At 61.2% G+C, this 15,448-nt stretch carries 14 protein-coding genes; 3 read left to right on the plus strand and 11 right to left on the minus strand.

Annotation, left to right across the window (positions count from 1 at the left end):
* Positions 1–190 precede the first annotated feature (190 nt).
* Positions 191–526: a hypothetical protein gene (locus tag J8C05_RS12040; protein ID WP_211423781.1), complete on the plus strand. Its 336-nt coding sequence runs from the start codon at positions 191–193 to the stop codon at positions 524–526.
* Between the two features lie 128 nt (positions 527–654).
* Here J8C05_RS12040 and J8C05_RS12045 read toward each other — a convergent pair whose 3' ends face one another.
* The 5 genes from J8C05_RS12045 to J8C05_RS12070 form a co-directional block, all read right to left on the minus strand.
* Positions 655–1,602: a hypothetical protein gene (locus J8C05_RS12045; protein WP_211423782.1), complete on the minus strand. Its 948-nt coding sequence runs from the start codon at positions 1,600–1,602 to the stop codon at positions 655–657.
* A gap of 200 nt (positions 1,603–1,802) precedes the next feature.
* Positions 1,803–3,092 carry an RNA-guided endonuclease InsQ/TnpB family protein gene (locus J8C05_RS12050; RefSeq protein WP_211423783.1) on the minus strand — a complete coding sequence of 430 codons (1,290 nt, stop codon included), beginning with the start codon at positions 3,090–3,092 and terminating at the stop codon, positions 1,803–1,805.
* Between the two features lie 79 nt (positions 3,093–3,171).
* Positions 3,172–3,984, minus strand: a complete 813-nt coding sequence (locus J8C05_RS12060; RefSeq protein ID WP_211424042.1) for a hypothetical protein — start codon at positions 3,982–3,984, stop codon at positions 3,172–3,174.
* A 417-nt stretch (positions 3,985–4,401) separates the two neighbouring features.
* A complete protein-coding gene (gene pilO / locus J8C05_RS12065; RefSeq protein WP_211423784.1) occupies positions 4,402–4,977 on the minus strand; it encodes a type 4a pilus biogenesis protein PilO in 576 nt (191 codons plus the stop codon).
* Positions 4,978–5,056: 79 nt separating this feature from the next.
* Entirely contained in the window at positions 5,057–5,431 is a 375-nt protein-coding gene (locus J8C05_RS12070) for a hypothetical protein (protein ID WP_211423785.1), read from the minus strand.
* A gap of 26 nt (positions 5,432–5,457) precedes the next feature.
* Here J8C05_RS12070 and J8C05_RS12075 point away from each other — a divergent pair, with 26 nt between their 5' ends.
* On the plus strand, positions 5,458–7,119 hold the full coding sequence (locus tag J8C05_RS12075; RefSeq protein WP_211423786.1) for a GMC oxidoreductase: 1,662 nt from the start codon (positions 5,458–5,460) through the stop codon (positions 7,117–7,119).
* 122 nt (positions 7,120–7,241) lie between these two features.
* Here J8C05_RS12075 and J8C05_RS12080 read toward each other — a convergent pair whose 3' ends face one another.
* A complete protein-coding gene (locus J8C05_RS12080) occupies positions 7,242–8,006 on the minus strand; it encodes a TIGR04282 family arsenosugar biosynthesis glycosyltransferase (RefSeq protein WP_211423787.1) in 765 nt (254 codons plus the stop codon).
* Between J8C05_RS12080 and J8C05_RS12085 the strand changes: the two genes are divergently transcribed.
* On the plus strand, positions 8,005–8,748 hold the full coding sequence (locus J8C05_RS12085; RefSeq protein WP_343316697.1) for a glycosyltransferase family 2 protein: 744 nt from the start codon (positions 8,005–8,007) through the stop codon (positions 8,746–8,748). The two genes, J8C05_RS12080 and J8C05_RS12085, sit on opposite strands and share 2 nt — an antisense overlap.
* Here the strand turns inward: J8C05_RS12085 and J8C05_RS12090 are convergent.
* The 5 genes from J8C05_RS12090 to J8C05_RS12110 form a co-directional block, all read right to left on the minus strand.
* Complete coding sequence (locus J8C05_RS12090; RefSeq protein WP_211423788.1) at positions 8,702–10,087, minus strand: hypothetical protein; 1,386 nt, start codon at positions 10,085–10,087, stop codon at positions 8,702–8,704. The two genes, J8C05_RS12085 and J8C05_RS12090, sit on opposite strands and share 47 nt — an antisense overlap.
* Complete coding sequence (locus J8C05_RS12095; RefSeq protein WP_211423789.1) at positions 10,041–10,796, minus strand: SPASM domain-containing protein; 756 nt, start codon at positions 10,794–10,796, stop codon at positions 10,041–10,043. Before J8C05_RS12095 ends, J8C05_RS12090 begins: the two co-directional genes overlap by 47 nt.
* A 474-nt stretch (positions 10,797–11,270) precedes the next feature.
* The gene (locus J8C05_RS12100) at positions 11,271–11,549 is read right to left on the minus strand and encodes a hypothetical protein (protein WP_211423790.1); all 279 of its coding nucleotides are present in this window, start codon (positions 11,547–11,549) and stop codon (positions 11,271–11,273) included.
* Between the two features lie 847 nt (positions 11,550–12,396).
* Positions 12,397–14,193: a GmrSD restriction endonuclease domain-containing protein gene (locus tag J8C05_RS12105; protein WP_211423791.1), complete on the minus strand. Its 1,797-nt coding sequence runs from the start codon at positions 14,191–14,193 to the stop codon at positions 12,397–12,399.
* Between the two features lie 100 nt (positions 14,194–14,293).
* Positions 14,294–15,319, minus strand: coding sequence for a PHA/PHB synthase family protein (locus J8C05_RS12110; RefSeq protein WP_211423792.1), 1,026 nt, complete (start codon positions 15,317–15,319; stop codon positions 14,294–14,296).
* Positions 15,320–15,448: the final 129 nt, after the last annotated feature.

A 15,448-nucleotide genomic window follows, 5' to 3' on the forward strand; every position in this document is an offset into this window, starting at 1 on the left:
CGCTTTTGGACTGACCCTCGCCACCGGGCTGTGGCCATTCCGGCACGGAGAAGTCGCCTGGGCGGGACTGGCGGCCTATACCCAACACTGGACCTTCAACCCCGGCTTCTCCGAACTGTGCCATGGACTGCTCCACCTGAGTGGACTTCCACTCAACCATGCGGTCCTGGCCAGGACCATCAGCGGCGGTGTGTTTCTGACCCTGCTCTTCCTGTACCGCCGTCAGTTGCCGCTCACACCCCGGTCCGCCCCCGAAACGCTGCTCTGCGTGCTTGGTGGACTGTTCTTTTTCAGCCCGACCGTCATGCCCTGGTACTTCATCTGGATCATCCCCCTTGCCGCCCTGACCGGACAGTGGTCCTGGCTGCTGTACGGCGGACTCTCCGTACTCTCATACCTGATCTATGCGGACAGTGACGGTCGGGAGTCAGCCACCCGCCTGCTCCTCATTCACGGAAGCTTTTGCGTTGCCTGGTTCATAGAGCGCCACCGGGTACGCTCCCGGACCACCCCGAACATCACATAGCCATGCCATGAACCCTCCCCTGAGCCGACGGGCACTCTTCTGCATCTGGCTCCCGTAAGGATGTCCGGGTTTTTGAGGAGTCCTTGCCGTATATCCCTGGTTTCCGGATGACCCGGTTGAGGGAAGGCTCAGGATGAGGACTGGACCGGGGGGGCGGGCATCTTTTCAGACGGGAGGCATTTTCCCTGACATGGAATGATGACCCCCAGCAGGTGACAGCAGGTGAAGGTGTCTGATGGAGGAGCGGGGATGGAAACATGGCAGACCGAACCCGGCAGGCAATCCACATCGGTTGCGCAGTCACAGGTGGCGAGGCGCGGTGCCGCAAAAAAACCGTCGGTTTCATAATGGGTGGCAAAATCAGGCGCCGCAGGGTCGCCCGGGAAAGGGCTGAACGGAAACAGGTCTATCTCTTCCCGGAGTCTATCATAACGGGACAGCCAGTCATTGATGACGGGAACCGTCGTCGGAAGAATCCAGACCCGGTTGCGGTGGCGCAGATGGAGAGCCGGATGAAACCACTCCCGGTGCAATACCAGGGCCAGGTTTTTTTCTTCCGGGGTCAGGGACTGCAGCCATTCCGCACCAACTTCCCGGAAGAGGGGGAGTGCCGCCGCATTGTTGGGCGGCGCGTCCTGCAGGCGATAGAGTTCGGCTGTCTTGGCAAAAAGGCTGTGAACCGTTGCCGTCTGGTGGGGGAACCGGGTGCAGGCCCTTTCTTCCAGCATGGAGAGCAGGGTCAGACTGGTCTCCGGGTCCATCATGCGGAGAATGAAAAAACGCAGTGGAGGTGGGATGGAAAGCAGGTGGTCCAGCCAGCGTTCACGTGGGAGGCGGTTAAAGTCGCGGGCCATTTCGCAAGCCAGGGAAAGGGTCACCGAGTGGTTCGGAACGGAATGCAGCCGGCACCACCATTCCTCGATGTGAACCCTGATTTTCCACGGGATGACCCATTCCCAGAAGACCAGCACCACCAGCAGGGAAGCCCCGGCCACGGCAAGCCAGACTATCAGCCGCCGGAAACGGGAGGGCAGAAAGCGCAGGATGGGGTGCTGTGATGTTCTGGAAATCGGCATCGGTAACTGGGGTTACAGGACTGGTTGATGAGACTGAAACCGGTGAGACTGAAAGTTGCTTGCGGGAGATAACAGCTGGTGGAAAACCGGAGCGGAAACCAAGGGAGAGTGCCCGGCATGAAAACCGGAGCATGCCACACGATCAACTGCAGAGCCCTTGACGTCCTCCCCGCCCTAAAGGGCGGAGATTCCTACCACAACTACGCACGGATCGCTCCACGCGCCGTCGTCTCGGCGGGTTCCTGCTTCCGACTGCCTATGCAGTTCGATCCACAGGCCATCCGGGCTGACACAGGCAGCCAGTCCACCTGCATCCCGACCAAAGCGTTGGCCGTGTCCTGCCCTTCGTCCCGCAATCGTTGTATCCCGCGAGAAAGGATGTTGATCGCGCCAACAACGTCGGCGTTATTCTCATAGCCGCACGCCACGCATACGAACCGGGCTTGGGTCTGGCGGTTGTCCGCCGACACGTGGCCGCAGCCTGGGCAAGTGCGACTGGTGTTCTGCGGCGGCACGGCAATGAGATGGCCGCCTCTCCACGCCAGCTTGTAGTCCAGTTGGCGGCGGAACTCGAACCAGCCCTGGTCGAGAATGGATTTGTTCAGGCCGGACTTGGCCCGAACGTTTCTTCCCGGCGCATCTGCCGTGCCTGCCGCCGACTTGGACATATTACGCACCTGCAAGTCCTCGATACACACCATCGCGTGGTTTTTGCTGATCGCGGTCGAGGCCTTGTGCAGGAAATCGCGGCGGGCGTTGCCGATGCGGGAATGGATGCGCTGGACGCGGGCTTTCGCCTTCTTCCAGTTGTTGCTGAACTTGACCTTGCGGCTCATGGCTTGCTGCGCTTTGCGCAGGGCAACCTCATGCCGCTTGAAGCTGTTGAGGGGTGTCCAGAACGTGCCGTCCGAGAGCGTAGCGAACCGGGCAATACCCATGTCGATGCCGACCGCGCCACCCTGCGGGATGGCCTGCTCGACCTCTCGCTCGGTCTGAATGGAAACGAACCACTTGCCGCCGCTCAGGCTGACGGTGACGTTGCGCAGATCGCCCAGCACTTTCCGGCTGTTGCGATAGCGCAGCCAACCGAGCTTGGGCAAAAAGATACGGCTATTGCCCTGATCGAGTTTGATTTGCTTGGGGTCGGGATAGCGGAAGCTGTCCGACCGCCCCTTCTTCTTGAAGCGCGGAAAGTCGGCGCGTTTGGCGAAGAAGTTGCTGTAGGCGCGCTCCAAGTCCTTGAGTTTTTGTTGCAGCGGGTGAATCGGTGCATCGGCCAGCCAAGCTGTCTCTGCGCTATTGCGCCACTCAGTGAGCAACTTGCACAGCCCGGCATAGCCGAGCTTCTTCTCGCCACGCTCGTAGCGCTCCTTCTGCAAGGCCAATGCTTTGTTGTAGATGAACCGGCAAGCGCCAGCGAAGCGGCGCATCTGCCGCTCCTGCTGGCCGTTTGGCATGAGTTCGAATCTGAAGGCCTGGAGGCGTTGCATAACCGCAATTATACTCTTGGTCTATGGGTGATGACAACGATATTCGACATGGGCGGCACTGTGTTTTCAAGGTGCACGTTCACGTGGTCTTTTTGGTGAAATACCATCGTGCGCCAGTACATCGAGCAGCAACAGACACCGCACTGAGATAAACCCAAAGGACGGCTCCGCCGTCTGCGCTATCCTTCCCCGCCCTGAACGGCGGGGCTTGCCGCGCATCCCGGTCACAGTAAATCCACCAGAACCACCAACTGCATTGTCTGTACCCATGGTTATAACATCCCCCGGGGGTGCAGGTTGCCAGTCGTCCCCGACACTCCCGGTTGGTGTTGCAGATGCACCCGGAGGCGGGATTTTTCTGCACATTTCCCTGCGGGATGACGAAAAATCCATCGGTGGCATCCTCCGGGGACGGTCTTGTGGTGCCGGATTCGGTATCCGGGGCCTTCGGCAGCGTCAGAAACTGACGGGCAGCCGGAGATGTGGAAGCCATCCGGGACAACCACTGCCATCCGGCCGGACTGATTTCCGCTTCCGTCGGATAGATCATGAACAGCGAGCCGGGAAAAAGCGCATCGCCAATGGCCGAGGCCAGGATTTTTTCCGCCGGTTTGAGGCTGTCCTTGAACGCCCGTGCCACGTTGCCCGACATCCGGCCGGTTCTCCGCACCTTTTCAAACAGGGGCAGCAGGGCCAGATACTTTTTCTCCAGGGAGGCCACCGTTGCGCTTTGCCGGGGGTAGCGGGCGATCATTTCCTGCATTCCGGTCCGCACGATTCCGGACTGGGTGGATGTGGAGAGATGCCAGAAGACATACATCTGCAGCCCCTCCGGGATTTCCCTGAAGCGCAGCAGGTGCTCGCGGGGGGGCTTTCTCGATGGCGTCTGCAAGTTCCTGCGCCAGTTGAAGCAGCGGAAACCGGCGGTTCAGGTCCGACAGATTGAGATCATCCGCACCGGACTCCCAGGCCGCCGAAAGCCAGGCGGTATCGGCATCGGTACCGGCGACGGTGGAGGGGGGGGCGGTGCGGGCCGTCATCCGCCATTCCGGCTCGAAGGGCTTCCACATGGACTGCCCGAAGGCGGAAGGCGTGAGGAAAACGGAGAGCAGGAACAGACGCAGGGCAGGTCCGGCGCACCGGAAACGGGCGGATGAATGACGAGGCATGAGGCTCTTCCTTTCTTGAAAGTTGTTGGAAACAGGGTGTCCTTCAGCTTCAGGGAGGAGGGGCGTCAGGCACCGGAAACACGGGCAGAACCGGATCATCGGCCGGTACAGCCCGTTGTCCGGTCCCGGACGGACAGGGTTTACCGTGGTGGCGGAGACGGAAGTGGAACATCAAACATGGCCGGCGAAAGACAGGTGGCGCGCAGGCTGATCTGTCCTCCCGTTCCCACCAGCACTTCAAAGTCCCGGAAGGAAAGCAGGCGGGGGTAGTCCCGCAGCCAGTCGGCAAAGGAACGGACACGGGGGTAGCCGCCTGCGGTGATGGATTCGACCGTAAAATCGAGTGTCCCGGACTGGATGCCTTCACGTTTGACCGGAGGCTGGGCCTGAACGGTCAGGGACAGTTGCCGCTCACGTGCCGCCGAAGTAAAATCCTGAATCATCTGCCCAAACTGATCCTGACTCGGCAGCCGCATCTGGAGCCCGGTAACGGCTTCTTCCAGGCGGCGGGATTCCTCGCGGACTTCCGCGAGCCGGGGTTCTAGCCAGGCCAGCTGCTCATTTTCGTTTTCAAGCATCTGAACCTTCTGTGCTTCCTTGTCGAGCCGGGCCTGCCAGTCGCCAAAAAGATAGCCATCCAGAAAATAGATTCCCAGTGCCGAGATGCCGGTTGCCGCCAGCAATCCCAGAAGCAGGTTTTTGAAAAAAGGGCTCACGGGTTTTCTCCTGCTGCCCCTGACCAGGGGCTTGACGGCAGCGTGCCGTGGGGCTTCGGCTGGGAATTCAGCCGGGGATTCAGCCGGGGCCCTGGCTCAGGACCGGGCAGCAGTCTTTACGCCCGGTGAACGTCGCCTCATCCGGGACCTCACCACGACCCTCCTGCCACCTGACCGTGAGCCACGCACCGGGGCGGATCCGCCGGCAGTGCTGCGCCTGCTTTCCCATCACCTTGCCCCCCACCCGCAACAGCACACCGATTTTCAACGGGGACTGGCAATCTTGCAGCAGCGGCTTGGACGGGATTTCACCCGTCTTGGCCAGGATGCACGGGAACACCGACTGAACCTGGTGTGGACGCCCACCCTCCCCCCCAGCGCGCACCGGGTACTCGTCACCCTCCGGCACATCGCCGCACTGGAATACTTCACCCGCCCCGAAGGCCGTCGCCACCTGGGGGTTCACTTTCGGACAGCACCATGCGTCAAGACAACGTATCGCAGGTCATTGTCATTGGGGGCGGGGCGGCCGGATTGGCCGTTGCCTATGGGCTGGTCATGCGCGGTCTGACCGTGACCGTCCTTGAGTTTGGCCCAGTACCCGACCCTCAGCGGGAGTTCCTGACCGACACCCCGCCGGAAACACTTCCCTGGCGCGGACACGGAGCGGACGGGGAAGAAGCCTACCCGGCAGCCCACCTCATTTCCGATACCGATGCACCGTACCGCCTCGGCATCGAAGCGGGCCGGTCCTTCCTCAAGCGCGTGCGGGTCGCTGGCGGCAAAACCCTGTACTGGACAGCACATGCCCTGCGCTTTGGCGACCTGGAGTTTCAGGCGCGTACCCTGACGGGACGCGGTGAGGACTGGCCGCTCAACCACGCGACACTGTCCCCCTGGTATGCCGCCGCCGAACGACTTATGGGCGTCACAGGGCAGCCGGCCGGGCTCATTCAGCACCCGGATGGACAGTTCCAGCCCCCGCTGTTCGGGTTGCGCGCCGCAGAGCGTCAGATGCAGGCGGCTCTCGCCCGGCAGGGAGTGCCGCTTGTGCTCGCCCGCAAGGCGATTTCCAATGGTGAACGTTCACCAGCCTGCCACGGATGTGGACGCTGTGCGCTCGGCTGCCGCACGGCGGCCAAATATGATGCGTTTTCGAGACTCGTCCCGGCGGCAGCCCGTACCGGACGCCTGACCCTGCGCAGCAACGCCATCGTCACCGAAATCATCCCCGATGCCAACCGGTGGGCCCATGGCGTCAACATCATGGACCGGCAGACCCGAGCCACCACCAGCCTCACGGCCCAGGTTGTCGTCGTTGCCGCTTCGGCCGTTGAAACGGCCCGTCTGCTGCTGGCTTCCCCGCACCCGGATGGGGGAAAGGGACTTGCCAACAGCAGTGGACTGGTCGGCGTGTTTCTTTCGGAGAGCATGGGCGTTGAAATCGAGGGCTGGCTTCCGGCACTGAAAGGCACGGCGCGGAAATCCGGCCCCAGGGCGGATTCCCCACACCACGGCGAGCATGGACTCATCCCACGCCATGTCAACCTCAGCCCCGGATCGGAAGCTGACTTTGGGGGTGGGTGGCTGTTTCTCACCCAGAGCGGCCCCACGCTGTTCCCCTCTCCGGCGCAGCTCCAGTCGGGATTCGGCCGTGCCTGGAAGCAGGCGCTGTCCGCCTGGCATCCAGCTTCCATCCGGCTGCAAGGCATCGCTGAAGTCGGGATGCGACGCGAAAACCATATCCGACTCGACCCCCATCAGGTGGACACCTGGGGACGCCCGCTGCCCAAAGTCAGTTTTACGCTGTCAGATGAAGACCGGGCGCGATGGCAGGCCATGGTTGACGCCGGCTGCACGTTCCTCGATACCCTCGGCGCAGACCACATCACCGTCCGGCGAATGGTCCCGGAAACCGGTGGTGGACTGCATGCCTGTGGCACCTGCCGCATGGGAAAGGACCCTGTGACCTCAGTCACCAATGAATTCGGTCAAACCCACGATATTCCCAACCTCTTCATCGCCGATGCCTCACTGTTTGTTTCCTCGCTCAACCAGCCCACCCTGACCGTCATGGCACTCGCCCTGCGGCAGGCCCACTTTATCGCCGATTGGTTGCGTCACCCCCCACCACGGCGCTGAAGTATGACCGCACCGGGAATAAAAGTCCCACCCGGCAGGTTATGCCCGCCGGACGTATTTCCTCAGCCATCCCCGCGCGCTTTCTGCCAACCTGGTCTGTGCACGCCCCACCACACCCAACGTCATTCAGCACGTTGTTCAGCCGCCCGGACAACCAGCCCGGTGGTGGAAGCCACGGCGGTCGTGGCCAGCCGCCCCAGCGCCTGGAGAAGTCGTCCCGTGGCATACCGTCGTGGGTTGGCCAGTCCGGTAAGGTCCCGCTCCAGCCGGGCGAGGTCCGCACAGCGGTCAATGTCGAAGTACACCGGCAGGACCGCCGGTGCCACCCCGGCTTCGGCACAGCGCGCCTGTGTCGGCGCCAAAACCTGTGCCGTCCCCCACGCAATCCCCTCAAACAAACGCTCCGGCCGGCCCATGGCGGCAGAGACCCCAATCAGGTAATACCCTCCGTCCTCGGCAGGACCAAGCACCACCGGAACACGCTCAAGGCCGGCCACTGCCATTTCAATCAGGTATCCCGGCAGCAGGGGCGTGTCACTTCCAACGACCACGACCCGCGTGTAACCGGCGGCAAAGGCTTCCTGAAAGACATAACCCAAACGCTCCCCAAAGGACTCCCCCACCTGCGCTGCCAGCGCCCGCTCCTTCAACCACGGTGGCAGGGGAAAAACATCGCTGCCCGCCGGGGCCCGTGTCGGCCACGGGGAGGCGACCCGAAACCACACCTGTCCGGCGTGCCGCCTGGCAGCACCGCGCAGGTTGGCCAGTGAATCCAGAACGAAGGCGTGGTGCAGGCGCCGTCGGGCTGGCCCGTCACAGCAGGGCGCCAGCCGCGTTTTGATGCCCTCGCCATAGGGCGAACGGGCAAACAGGACGAATAACCGCATGATGGATAACTCCTTACCGGCTCACTCCGTACCACCCCGTTTCCCGGTTCCGCCACCCCGTGTGGTGGTCATCATGCCGGCACTCAACGAAGCCGCGGCCATCGGTCAGGTGTTGGCGGAGATTCCCCCCTGGCTTGGGGCGAAAGTCATCGTCTGTGATAATGGAAGTACCGACGCAACCCCCCGCATTGCCCGGTCAGCCGGGGCCCTGGTTGTGACAGAAACACGACGCGGCTACGGAGCCGCCTGCCAGCGCGCCCTTGCCCACCTTCCTCCGGAAACTGACATCGTCGTTTTCCTCGATGCTGACCATTCCGACTTCCCGGAAGACATGCCACGGTTGCTGGCCCCCATTCAGCAGGGCAACGCCGACCTCGTTATCGGCTCGCGGACTCTGGGACAGGCCGAACCAGCGGCACTCCTGCCCCACCAACGCTTCGGAAACTGGCTGGCCACAGCGCTCATCCGTCTCATCTGGGGTCATGCCTACTCCGATCTCGGACCCTTTCGGGCCATTCGCCGGACATCACTCCAGCACCTTGCCATGGGCGACAGGGACTATGGATGGACGGTCGAAATGCAGATCAGGGCGCTCCAGGCCGGATTGCGGGTCGTTGAAGTCCCCGTGCGCTACCGCCCGCGCATCGGCGTCTCAAAAATCAGCGGAACGCTCGCCAGCAGCGTCCGCGCCGGTATCAAGATTCTCCATGTCGTCTTCCGCCATGCCATTGCCAAATCCTGACCCCACCCCTCCCGACCAGCCAACCGGTCACGGGCAGAAACTCAACAGCCCAGACCCAGTACGACTCCCGCCACACACCCTCCACCTGATACCCAAGCTCGGTGAAGCAGGTCAGAGGGGCCGTCACGATGAGCCACACGACCGGAAAGGAAAATCCCGCCATCAGTCCCGGCACAAGCCACATCAGGTACCACGGGAAAACCGTCGTCCCACACAGGAAGAAGGCCAACCACAACCACTGTGCCGCCGGTATGAAACGGGTTTCCCGGATGACCACCCCGGCGGCCGTTGCCAGAAAGAGCAGCAGGCAAATCTGCCGGGCGCGGTAGCCATCCTGGAGCCAGTGCTGGAAACCGGAAAACAACGGCGCGTTGAATTGCCAGTTCCACACATACACCCTGAGTGACACCAGCGGGTCAGCCGCATCGAGGAAAAATGCGGCCCACCCTGCCACAAGCGGCAGGAGACTGGCCGCAGACACGGCCACTACGGCACGCCCCCGTTCCTGTCGCCACAGTGCCGGGAGCAGTACCAGTGGGAAAAGCTTGATGAGGGCTGCGCCTGCCAACGCGAGTCCGGCGACCACCGGGCGACGGCCGGCCGCAGCCAGGTACACCGCTGCCAACCACGGCATTCCCAGCGTATCGCCATGCACCCCCACCATGGACTCCAGAATTGGCAACGGACACCAGGCATACGCCACAATCCACGAAGCATCACGCCCCACAGCGGTGAGCCGGACAAACCCCAGCAACCAGAGTGTCACCCCCTCGGCCAGCAGGCTGAGCAGCTTGATTCCCCACAGCGAGTCGTTCCCCAGAAGATAGGCCACCGCAAACAACACCTGTGCCAGCGGTGGATAAATCGTGGGCAACTCAGGGTGGTTGATGTGTGGGAACACATATCCGTCACGGAGCGACCGCAGTTCATCGGACACCGGCGCACAGCGATAGGGGTTGCCGGTCCACACAAACACCTTGCCATCCCAGACATACCGGAAGACATCCGTCGAAGTCAGGGGTGGAACAGGCAGCAGCAGCACCCGGAACAGCACCCCCCAGAACACAATCCCACGCGGGGAAAACCATCCGGGACGCCACTGCCAGAGCAGCCCACCCCAGAGGACGCCCGCCAGCAGGGCCACCAGAATGTAGCACCTCAGAAACCAGACACTCGCTACGCCCCAGAGCGTCAGCCCTGGCAACACAGCATAGGCGGCGGCCATGACCGGCGCGGCAGCCGGCACCCATCCCGGCCGGGGGGGCGCTGACCCGACCTCGGTGGGGACGCCCTCACTCCGGGCGTCCTGATCGGCGCAGCGGGATGAGGACCTCTTCATGAAACCGGTCACAGCCGATACAGAAATTGCGATACGTGGCCCCGGAAGGCAGTCGCATCTGGGATTTTTCAACGAAGGTCTCGACCGACCAGCCGTGGCGGATGCCCATCCGTTCGGGATGCCCCATGGAAATGGCTTCGTAAACCGGGTCTCCCTGCAGCCGGTCCAGGATGGCATCGAGGGGATCCTCCAGCAGATTGCCAATCGCCAGTCTGGTCTTTAGACAACAGGGATAGACATTGCCATTCGGTTCGATGGAAACCTCCGAACCCTGAAAATTGGGCTGCAAAAAGCCCACCCCACCCGAGAGCTGGTTACAAAAGTTGTCGCACAGCCGGGCGGTGGACAACTCGTTCACCATGGCGCGCCCGCGCGGCCAGAGCTTTCCAATCCACAAGTCCGGTTGCGCGCCGAAAAACAGGTAGGTCGGCCGCCCCTGTGGCGTGAGATGGCCACGCCTGGCGTCTTCGAGCGCGAGCTTCCGTACCCCCCGCGTTTCGAGCAACATGGTGAGGCGTGTCACAAACCCAAGCTGCGCCGCTTTGGTTTCGAGCCCCTTGTGAAAACTATCCACCCCTGAAATCAGCAGGCACGAGACATGACGCGCAACCAGCGCGTCAATCAAGCTCCAGGTCAGCAGGTCTCCGGTGGTCTGGACAACGATGTGAACGCCGCCTTCGGTGGCATATTTGCGATGAATTGCCTCCATGGCCGGATAGAGAACCTGTTCGCGGACGGCTGGCAGCAGGACTTCCCCCCAGCCAGAATGATGCGCCCGACCTTTTCCCGGGGTCTGCCCTGTTCATCGGGATCATGGAGATCGAAATAGCGCATGTGTTGCGGCAGGTTCGCAACCAGGCGCTCGATGTTGCGCGCTGATTCAGCAACCAGGGACTTCATTTCCTCACCCTGGTAGGGGTGAAACCGATCATCGTAGCAGTGGGGGCACTGCCGATGGCAGGGCCAGGACAGAACAAAGTAAATGGATTCCATAGTGCCTTCAGCTCTGGGCGCGGAGAGCCGCCTACTCGACGGTGATGGTGTAGTGTGGCGTCGGGTTCAATGGGCAGCTATACACATAGGTTCCCCGGTTCAAACGGACAACTTTGGTCTTCCTTGTCTCTCCGTCCCGGACATGGCCGGCGTCTGAGCCTTTGACCGCCCGACCGTTCCTGTCTTTTTCCTAGAGATAGAACCCGACTTCATGCCCGATGCCACGGTTGACAATTTTGAACACGTAGTTGCCTGGTTTGAGCCTCAGCCCCTTGGTCTCGAATTGACCCGGTGTTTGAACCAGCTCAATTTCGACCGGTGCCGCCGCCTGTGGTGCGGCGGTACGGGCCGAAGCATCTGCGGCAACCGGAAACGGTGAAGATGGTTGTCTGCCAATAACCAACGTACCTGCCACCAACCCGACACCCAGCCACGCCAAGCGCCGCTTGTTCCAAAGTAACTGCATCATGGGGGGCCCCCTGTCCGAGAGATTTGACAGGTAGAACCTGCCGGCAGGCGACTTTATTCCGCCTGCCGAAACGCTCCCGGACGTTTGCAATGCACCGCCTTGTGCCGGACGCGCACCAGCTTCAATGGTTTCTGCCCGACCATTCCCTGCCGTCCGGCAGGTTTGGGGCAGAGGGGAGTGGTTTCACCCCAGTCTGTACCTGTGTCACTGAAACCAATCCCCGCTGTCCCGCTACGCCAGACTTTGCCAACGCCTATGAAACCGATGGTTTTTGCAGCGCCACGCCTGGCAAGCTGTGACTGCGCCACGGATGTGGACGGCATGCCGGGTTCGGTCTGCCGGGTTCCCACACCTCCGGCCCAACCGGACTGTTTACCGTCTGCCATCTGTTGGGTGTGATGATTTCCTGCGAGAGAAAATGCGCTCCAGCACCAGACGGCGATGCCCTTCCGCCTCCGCCTTCACCGCCCCCTTCCCGCTAAAACGCTAAGGCGTCAGGGCTGCCCGCCGGTTGCAAGCTGAAGAACTATCCCGATGTAGCTGTCCCTGTCCTTATCCTGAAACACCACGTGGTGCCTGCTCACCCAGGTTGAGAGTCACCGGTGAAATCTCAACCACACTGTTATTGAGAGAGAGGAGCGGCTGGTACAGATGCCGACCGAACCAGATGGCCTTGAGACCGCCAAATTCAGTTCGCCGCGCTCAATGGCCGCCTTCAAGTCGGTCAGCTTGGCGACAATCTCCTGCTGCACCAGTTTTCGGTTAAACGACAGCGGCGAGGTGCATTGGTCGTGTGGCGGCCTGTCCCCGGCGGGTACCGTATCCGTGTGAGGGCATCCGCGCGGCATCACAGCGCCTCGAACCAGGCCTTGACCTTGAGCGCCATCAGTTTGCGCCGCTCCTCCAGGAACTCGTCATAGCCCGGAATCCGCCCGTCGAGCAGCGAATCCGGGACGCAGTTGGCGCGCAGGTTGGCACGCAACTCGGTTTCATCGGTGATCCCGCCATATCGCTTCCTGCCACCGTGCACCTGTTCGGCCAGCTCGGCAAAGTATTGATCGGGCGGCTTGTCCCCGATGGCGATGTTGATCTCGCTCTGCGTCAGGACGAAGTTGGCGATCTGGTTGTAGCGTCCCCGCGCAAGCCCCTGTCTCTGAAGATGTTTTTTGGGGTAGATGTGGTGCACATCGCTGCGGTTCAGCAGGAGGTCCCGCACGGTGATGTCACGGGAGAGAAACCCTTTGTCGCCGAGCTTCACCTGTGCGGCCTGATAGGCCAGGAAGTAAGGGCTTTGTGCCGAAGAGGTGTTCATCAGTTGCGGCAGCGTACCAGTCCAGAAGCTGTCCGGCAGTTCACTTTTGATGATCTCGTCACAATAGGACACCAACCCGCGCGCCGCAATCTGCCGGATATCGTAGTCAAAGGTCGTTTCCGGGCTGCTGGTGTAGCGGCTCCTCAGGATGGACATGGCGTACCACCGCCGCACCAGCCGCTCAAGGTCCGCGGCAGGCACGCGCTCGGCCCGGCCGCGGAGATAGAGAACGTAAGCAAAATTCACCGCATTCCGGCCGCTGATGAGGTCACTGGTCACGAAACCGGCTGAACGCAGGATCATGGTGATGCGCTCAAAGTGGGTTTGGTTGATAAAAGCCAGGACGCCCTTTTTGAGCTTGTCGAATGACGCCTCAGAGATGGCTTCTTCAAACTGCCTGGTTTCAAAGTTCCGCCCCGAAAGCAATGCCACCAGGTCCTGCAGCTTGCCGCGCCCGAATTCCGACGTGAAAGCGACCCGCAGCATGTCGGTATAGGACGGGATATAGATATCGTTGTTGGCATTTTTGAGCCACCGCATGACGGAGAAGAACTCGGAGGCGACAAATGCCGGGTCACGCTTCTCAACGTGTACCACGAACTCCGGTGCCACGGACATGTGGCAGAAGTAATCAATCGCCTTGCGGAGCACATTGCCACCGTAGGTTTCGTTCACGGCGATTTTGGACATGGCAAAGTCGGCCTGCGACAGCTCGGTACCGGCTGAGTTGACGCGGATGAAGATCTCCGTGACCGTCTCGATGTCGAGGTCGTGCGCCAACTCAATCACGCCAACGTGGTTGTTGATAATCTTGCGCAGCTTTTCAAGAGTGACGAATACGGCATCCTGCGAAACACCAGGGTTCTTCTGGCAATACCCTGTCACGAGTTGAAAAACACTCGTGGAGGGAGCGAATACGGCGGTCACGTCCTCGATCCAGGCAGCATCCTTGCGAATTGCCGGGTTGGCCACCTCGAAGCGTTCCTCCTGGGGATGGAAGGCGATGCGGATGTAAACCTTCTCGTAGTCCTTGGTCAGCACCTCATGCCCCAGGAGCGACGCCATGAGCGCGGTGACGCGCTGCTGCCCGTCAATGAGAATTCGCTTTCCAGCCGATGGAGTCCCGTCTTTCAGCCTTACCGTAGGATTGCGCCAGGTAATCAGATAGCCGACGGGATAGCCTTGGTACAGTGAGTCAAGCAGGTTGCGCACCTTCGTTGCTTCCCACACAAACGGACGCTGAATCTCAGGAATGGCGATCTCACCTGACTTGACCCAGGCGAGGATGGTTTCAATCGGATGCGGCGTGACGGAGTAGCGCTGGGGCGCCATGGCTTCCCCCCTTCCATTTCAAACATTCAAACATGAGATGCTCTGAGGTGATTTCTCATGCGTTATCAGACGAAAGAATTTCCCAGAACGCCAACCTACCTCACCCCGCACGCCGCTCCCGCACCCACGCCGCAATCCGCGGCCACACCACCTCCACGGCGCTCTTCCCAATGGACAACCCATGATGCCCACCATTGACCGCCAGCAGTTCCTTCTCCCGACTCCCAACCAGCCCCATTAACGCCTCCGAAGATACACGCGGCACAACGTCATCGTGGTTGGCCACCACGTTGAGCACCGGCACGGCAATCTGCTCCAGCTTCACCGTCCGCCGCCCCAGCCTGAGTTTCCCCTGCACGAGTTGATTTTCCTGATAACACCACTTCACAAACTGCCGAAACGTCTCCCCCGGCAGCGAAACAACATCGTTGACCCAGTAATCAAAGGCCAGAAAAGTCTCCACAAAATCCTCATTGTCGGCATGCTGGAGCAAATCCACATACTTGGTGATGTTTTTCGTCGGCTTCATCATCATAAAGGTGGATTGCAGAAGCTGCTCCGGCGGGTTGCCGAACGTATCCACGAGCTTGTCCACATCAAAATACTCCCGGCGCGTCCAGAGGTTGAGTATGGCGTCATTGGCGAAATCCACCGGCGTGGCCAGCAACACCAGCCCGGCAACACGCGCCGGATGCAGCGCCGTGTACATCAGCGACAGCGTCCCGCCCATGCAGTAGCCAACCAGGACAACCTGCTCCACACCAGCGTCGACACAAACCGCCTCCACCACCCGCCGCAGATAGTGATTGACGTGATACGCCAGGGTAAGCCGGGCATCGCCGGCATCCGGTACGCCCCAGTCAATCATGTACACCGGGATGCCCTCTCCGGCCAGATACGCCACGAAGCTTTTGCCGGGCGTCAAATCCAGGATGTAGTACTTGTTGACGAGCGAGTTGACGATGAGCACCGGCAAGGGACGCTGCTTCTGCCGCTTCCCGGCAGCCGCATAACCCAAAACCCGCAACTTGTTTTCATGATAGACGAGGCGCGACGGCGTCGGCGCAATGTTCGGTTTTTTCCCAAGCCGCGCCAGCAGGCGCGTGATGTGTGCCAGTTGGGTCATACTCGTTCAGGCCAGTGAGCAATGGGAATGGGTAGCCAAGAGCCTACCCAGCAACCCACCAGTCACACAAGTGCCCCCAAGCCCATCCCAAAACACCAGCTTGCTCGCCCAATGGCAAAGGATTGTCCC

The sequence above is a fragment of the Chloracidobacterium sp. N genome (assembly GCF_018304765.1).
Lineage (GTDB): Bacteria > Acidobacteriota > Blastocatellia > Chloracidobacteriales > Chloracidobacteriaceae > Chloracidobacterium > Chloracidobacterium aggregatum.

What these genes read in the sequence shown, in the direction of transcription:
- J8C05_RS12045 (WP_211423782.1), bottom strand. Translation starts at nt 1,602, where the DNA reads ATGCCGATTTCCAGAACATCACAGCACCCCATCCTGCGCTTTCTGCCC.
- J8C05_RS12050 (WP_211423783.1), bottom strand. Translation starts at nt 3,092, where the DNA reads ATGCAACGCCTCCAGGCCTTCAGATTCGAACTCATGCCAAACGGCCAG.
- J8C05_RS12075 (WP_211423786.1), top strand. Translation starts at nt 5,458, where the DNA reads ATGCGTCAAGACAACGTATCGCAGGTCATTGTCATTGGGGGCGGGGCG.
- J8C05_RS12085 (WP_343316697.1), top strand. Translation starts at nt 8,005, where the DNA reads ATGATGGATAACTCCTTACCGGCTCACTCCGTACCACCCCGTTTCCCG.
- J8C05_RS12080 (WP_211423787.1), bottom strand. Translation starts at nt 8,006, where the DNA reads ATGCGGTTATTCGTCCTGTTTGCCCGTTCGCCCTATGGCGAGGGCATC.
- J8C05_RS12090 (WP_211423788.1), bottom strand. Translation starts at nt 10,087, where the DNA reads ATGAAGAGGTCCTCATCCCGCTGCGCCGATCAGGACGCCCGGAGTGAG.
- J8C05_RS12095 (WP_211423789.1), bottom strand. Translation starts at nt 10,796, where the DNA reads ATGGAGGCAATTCATCGCAAATATGCCACCGAAGGCGGCGTTCACATC.
- J8C05_RS12100 (WP_211423790.1), bottom strand. Translation starts at nt 11,549, where the DNA reads ATGATGCAGTTACTTTGGAACAAGCGGCGCTTGGCGTGGCTGGGTGTC.
- J8C05_RS12105 (WP_211423791.1), bottom strand. Translation starts at nt 14,193, where the DNA reads ATGGCGCCCCAGCGCTACTCCGTCACGCCGCATCCGATTGAAACCATC.
- J8C05_RS12110 (WP_211423792.1), bottom strand. Translation starts at nt 15,319, where the DNA reads ATGACCCAACTGGCACACATCACGCGCCTGCTGGCGCGGCTTGGGAAA.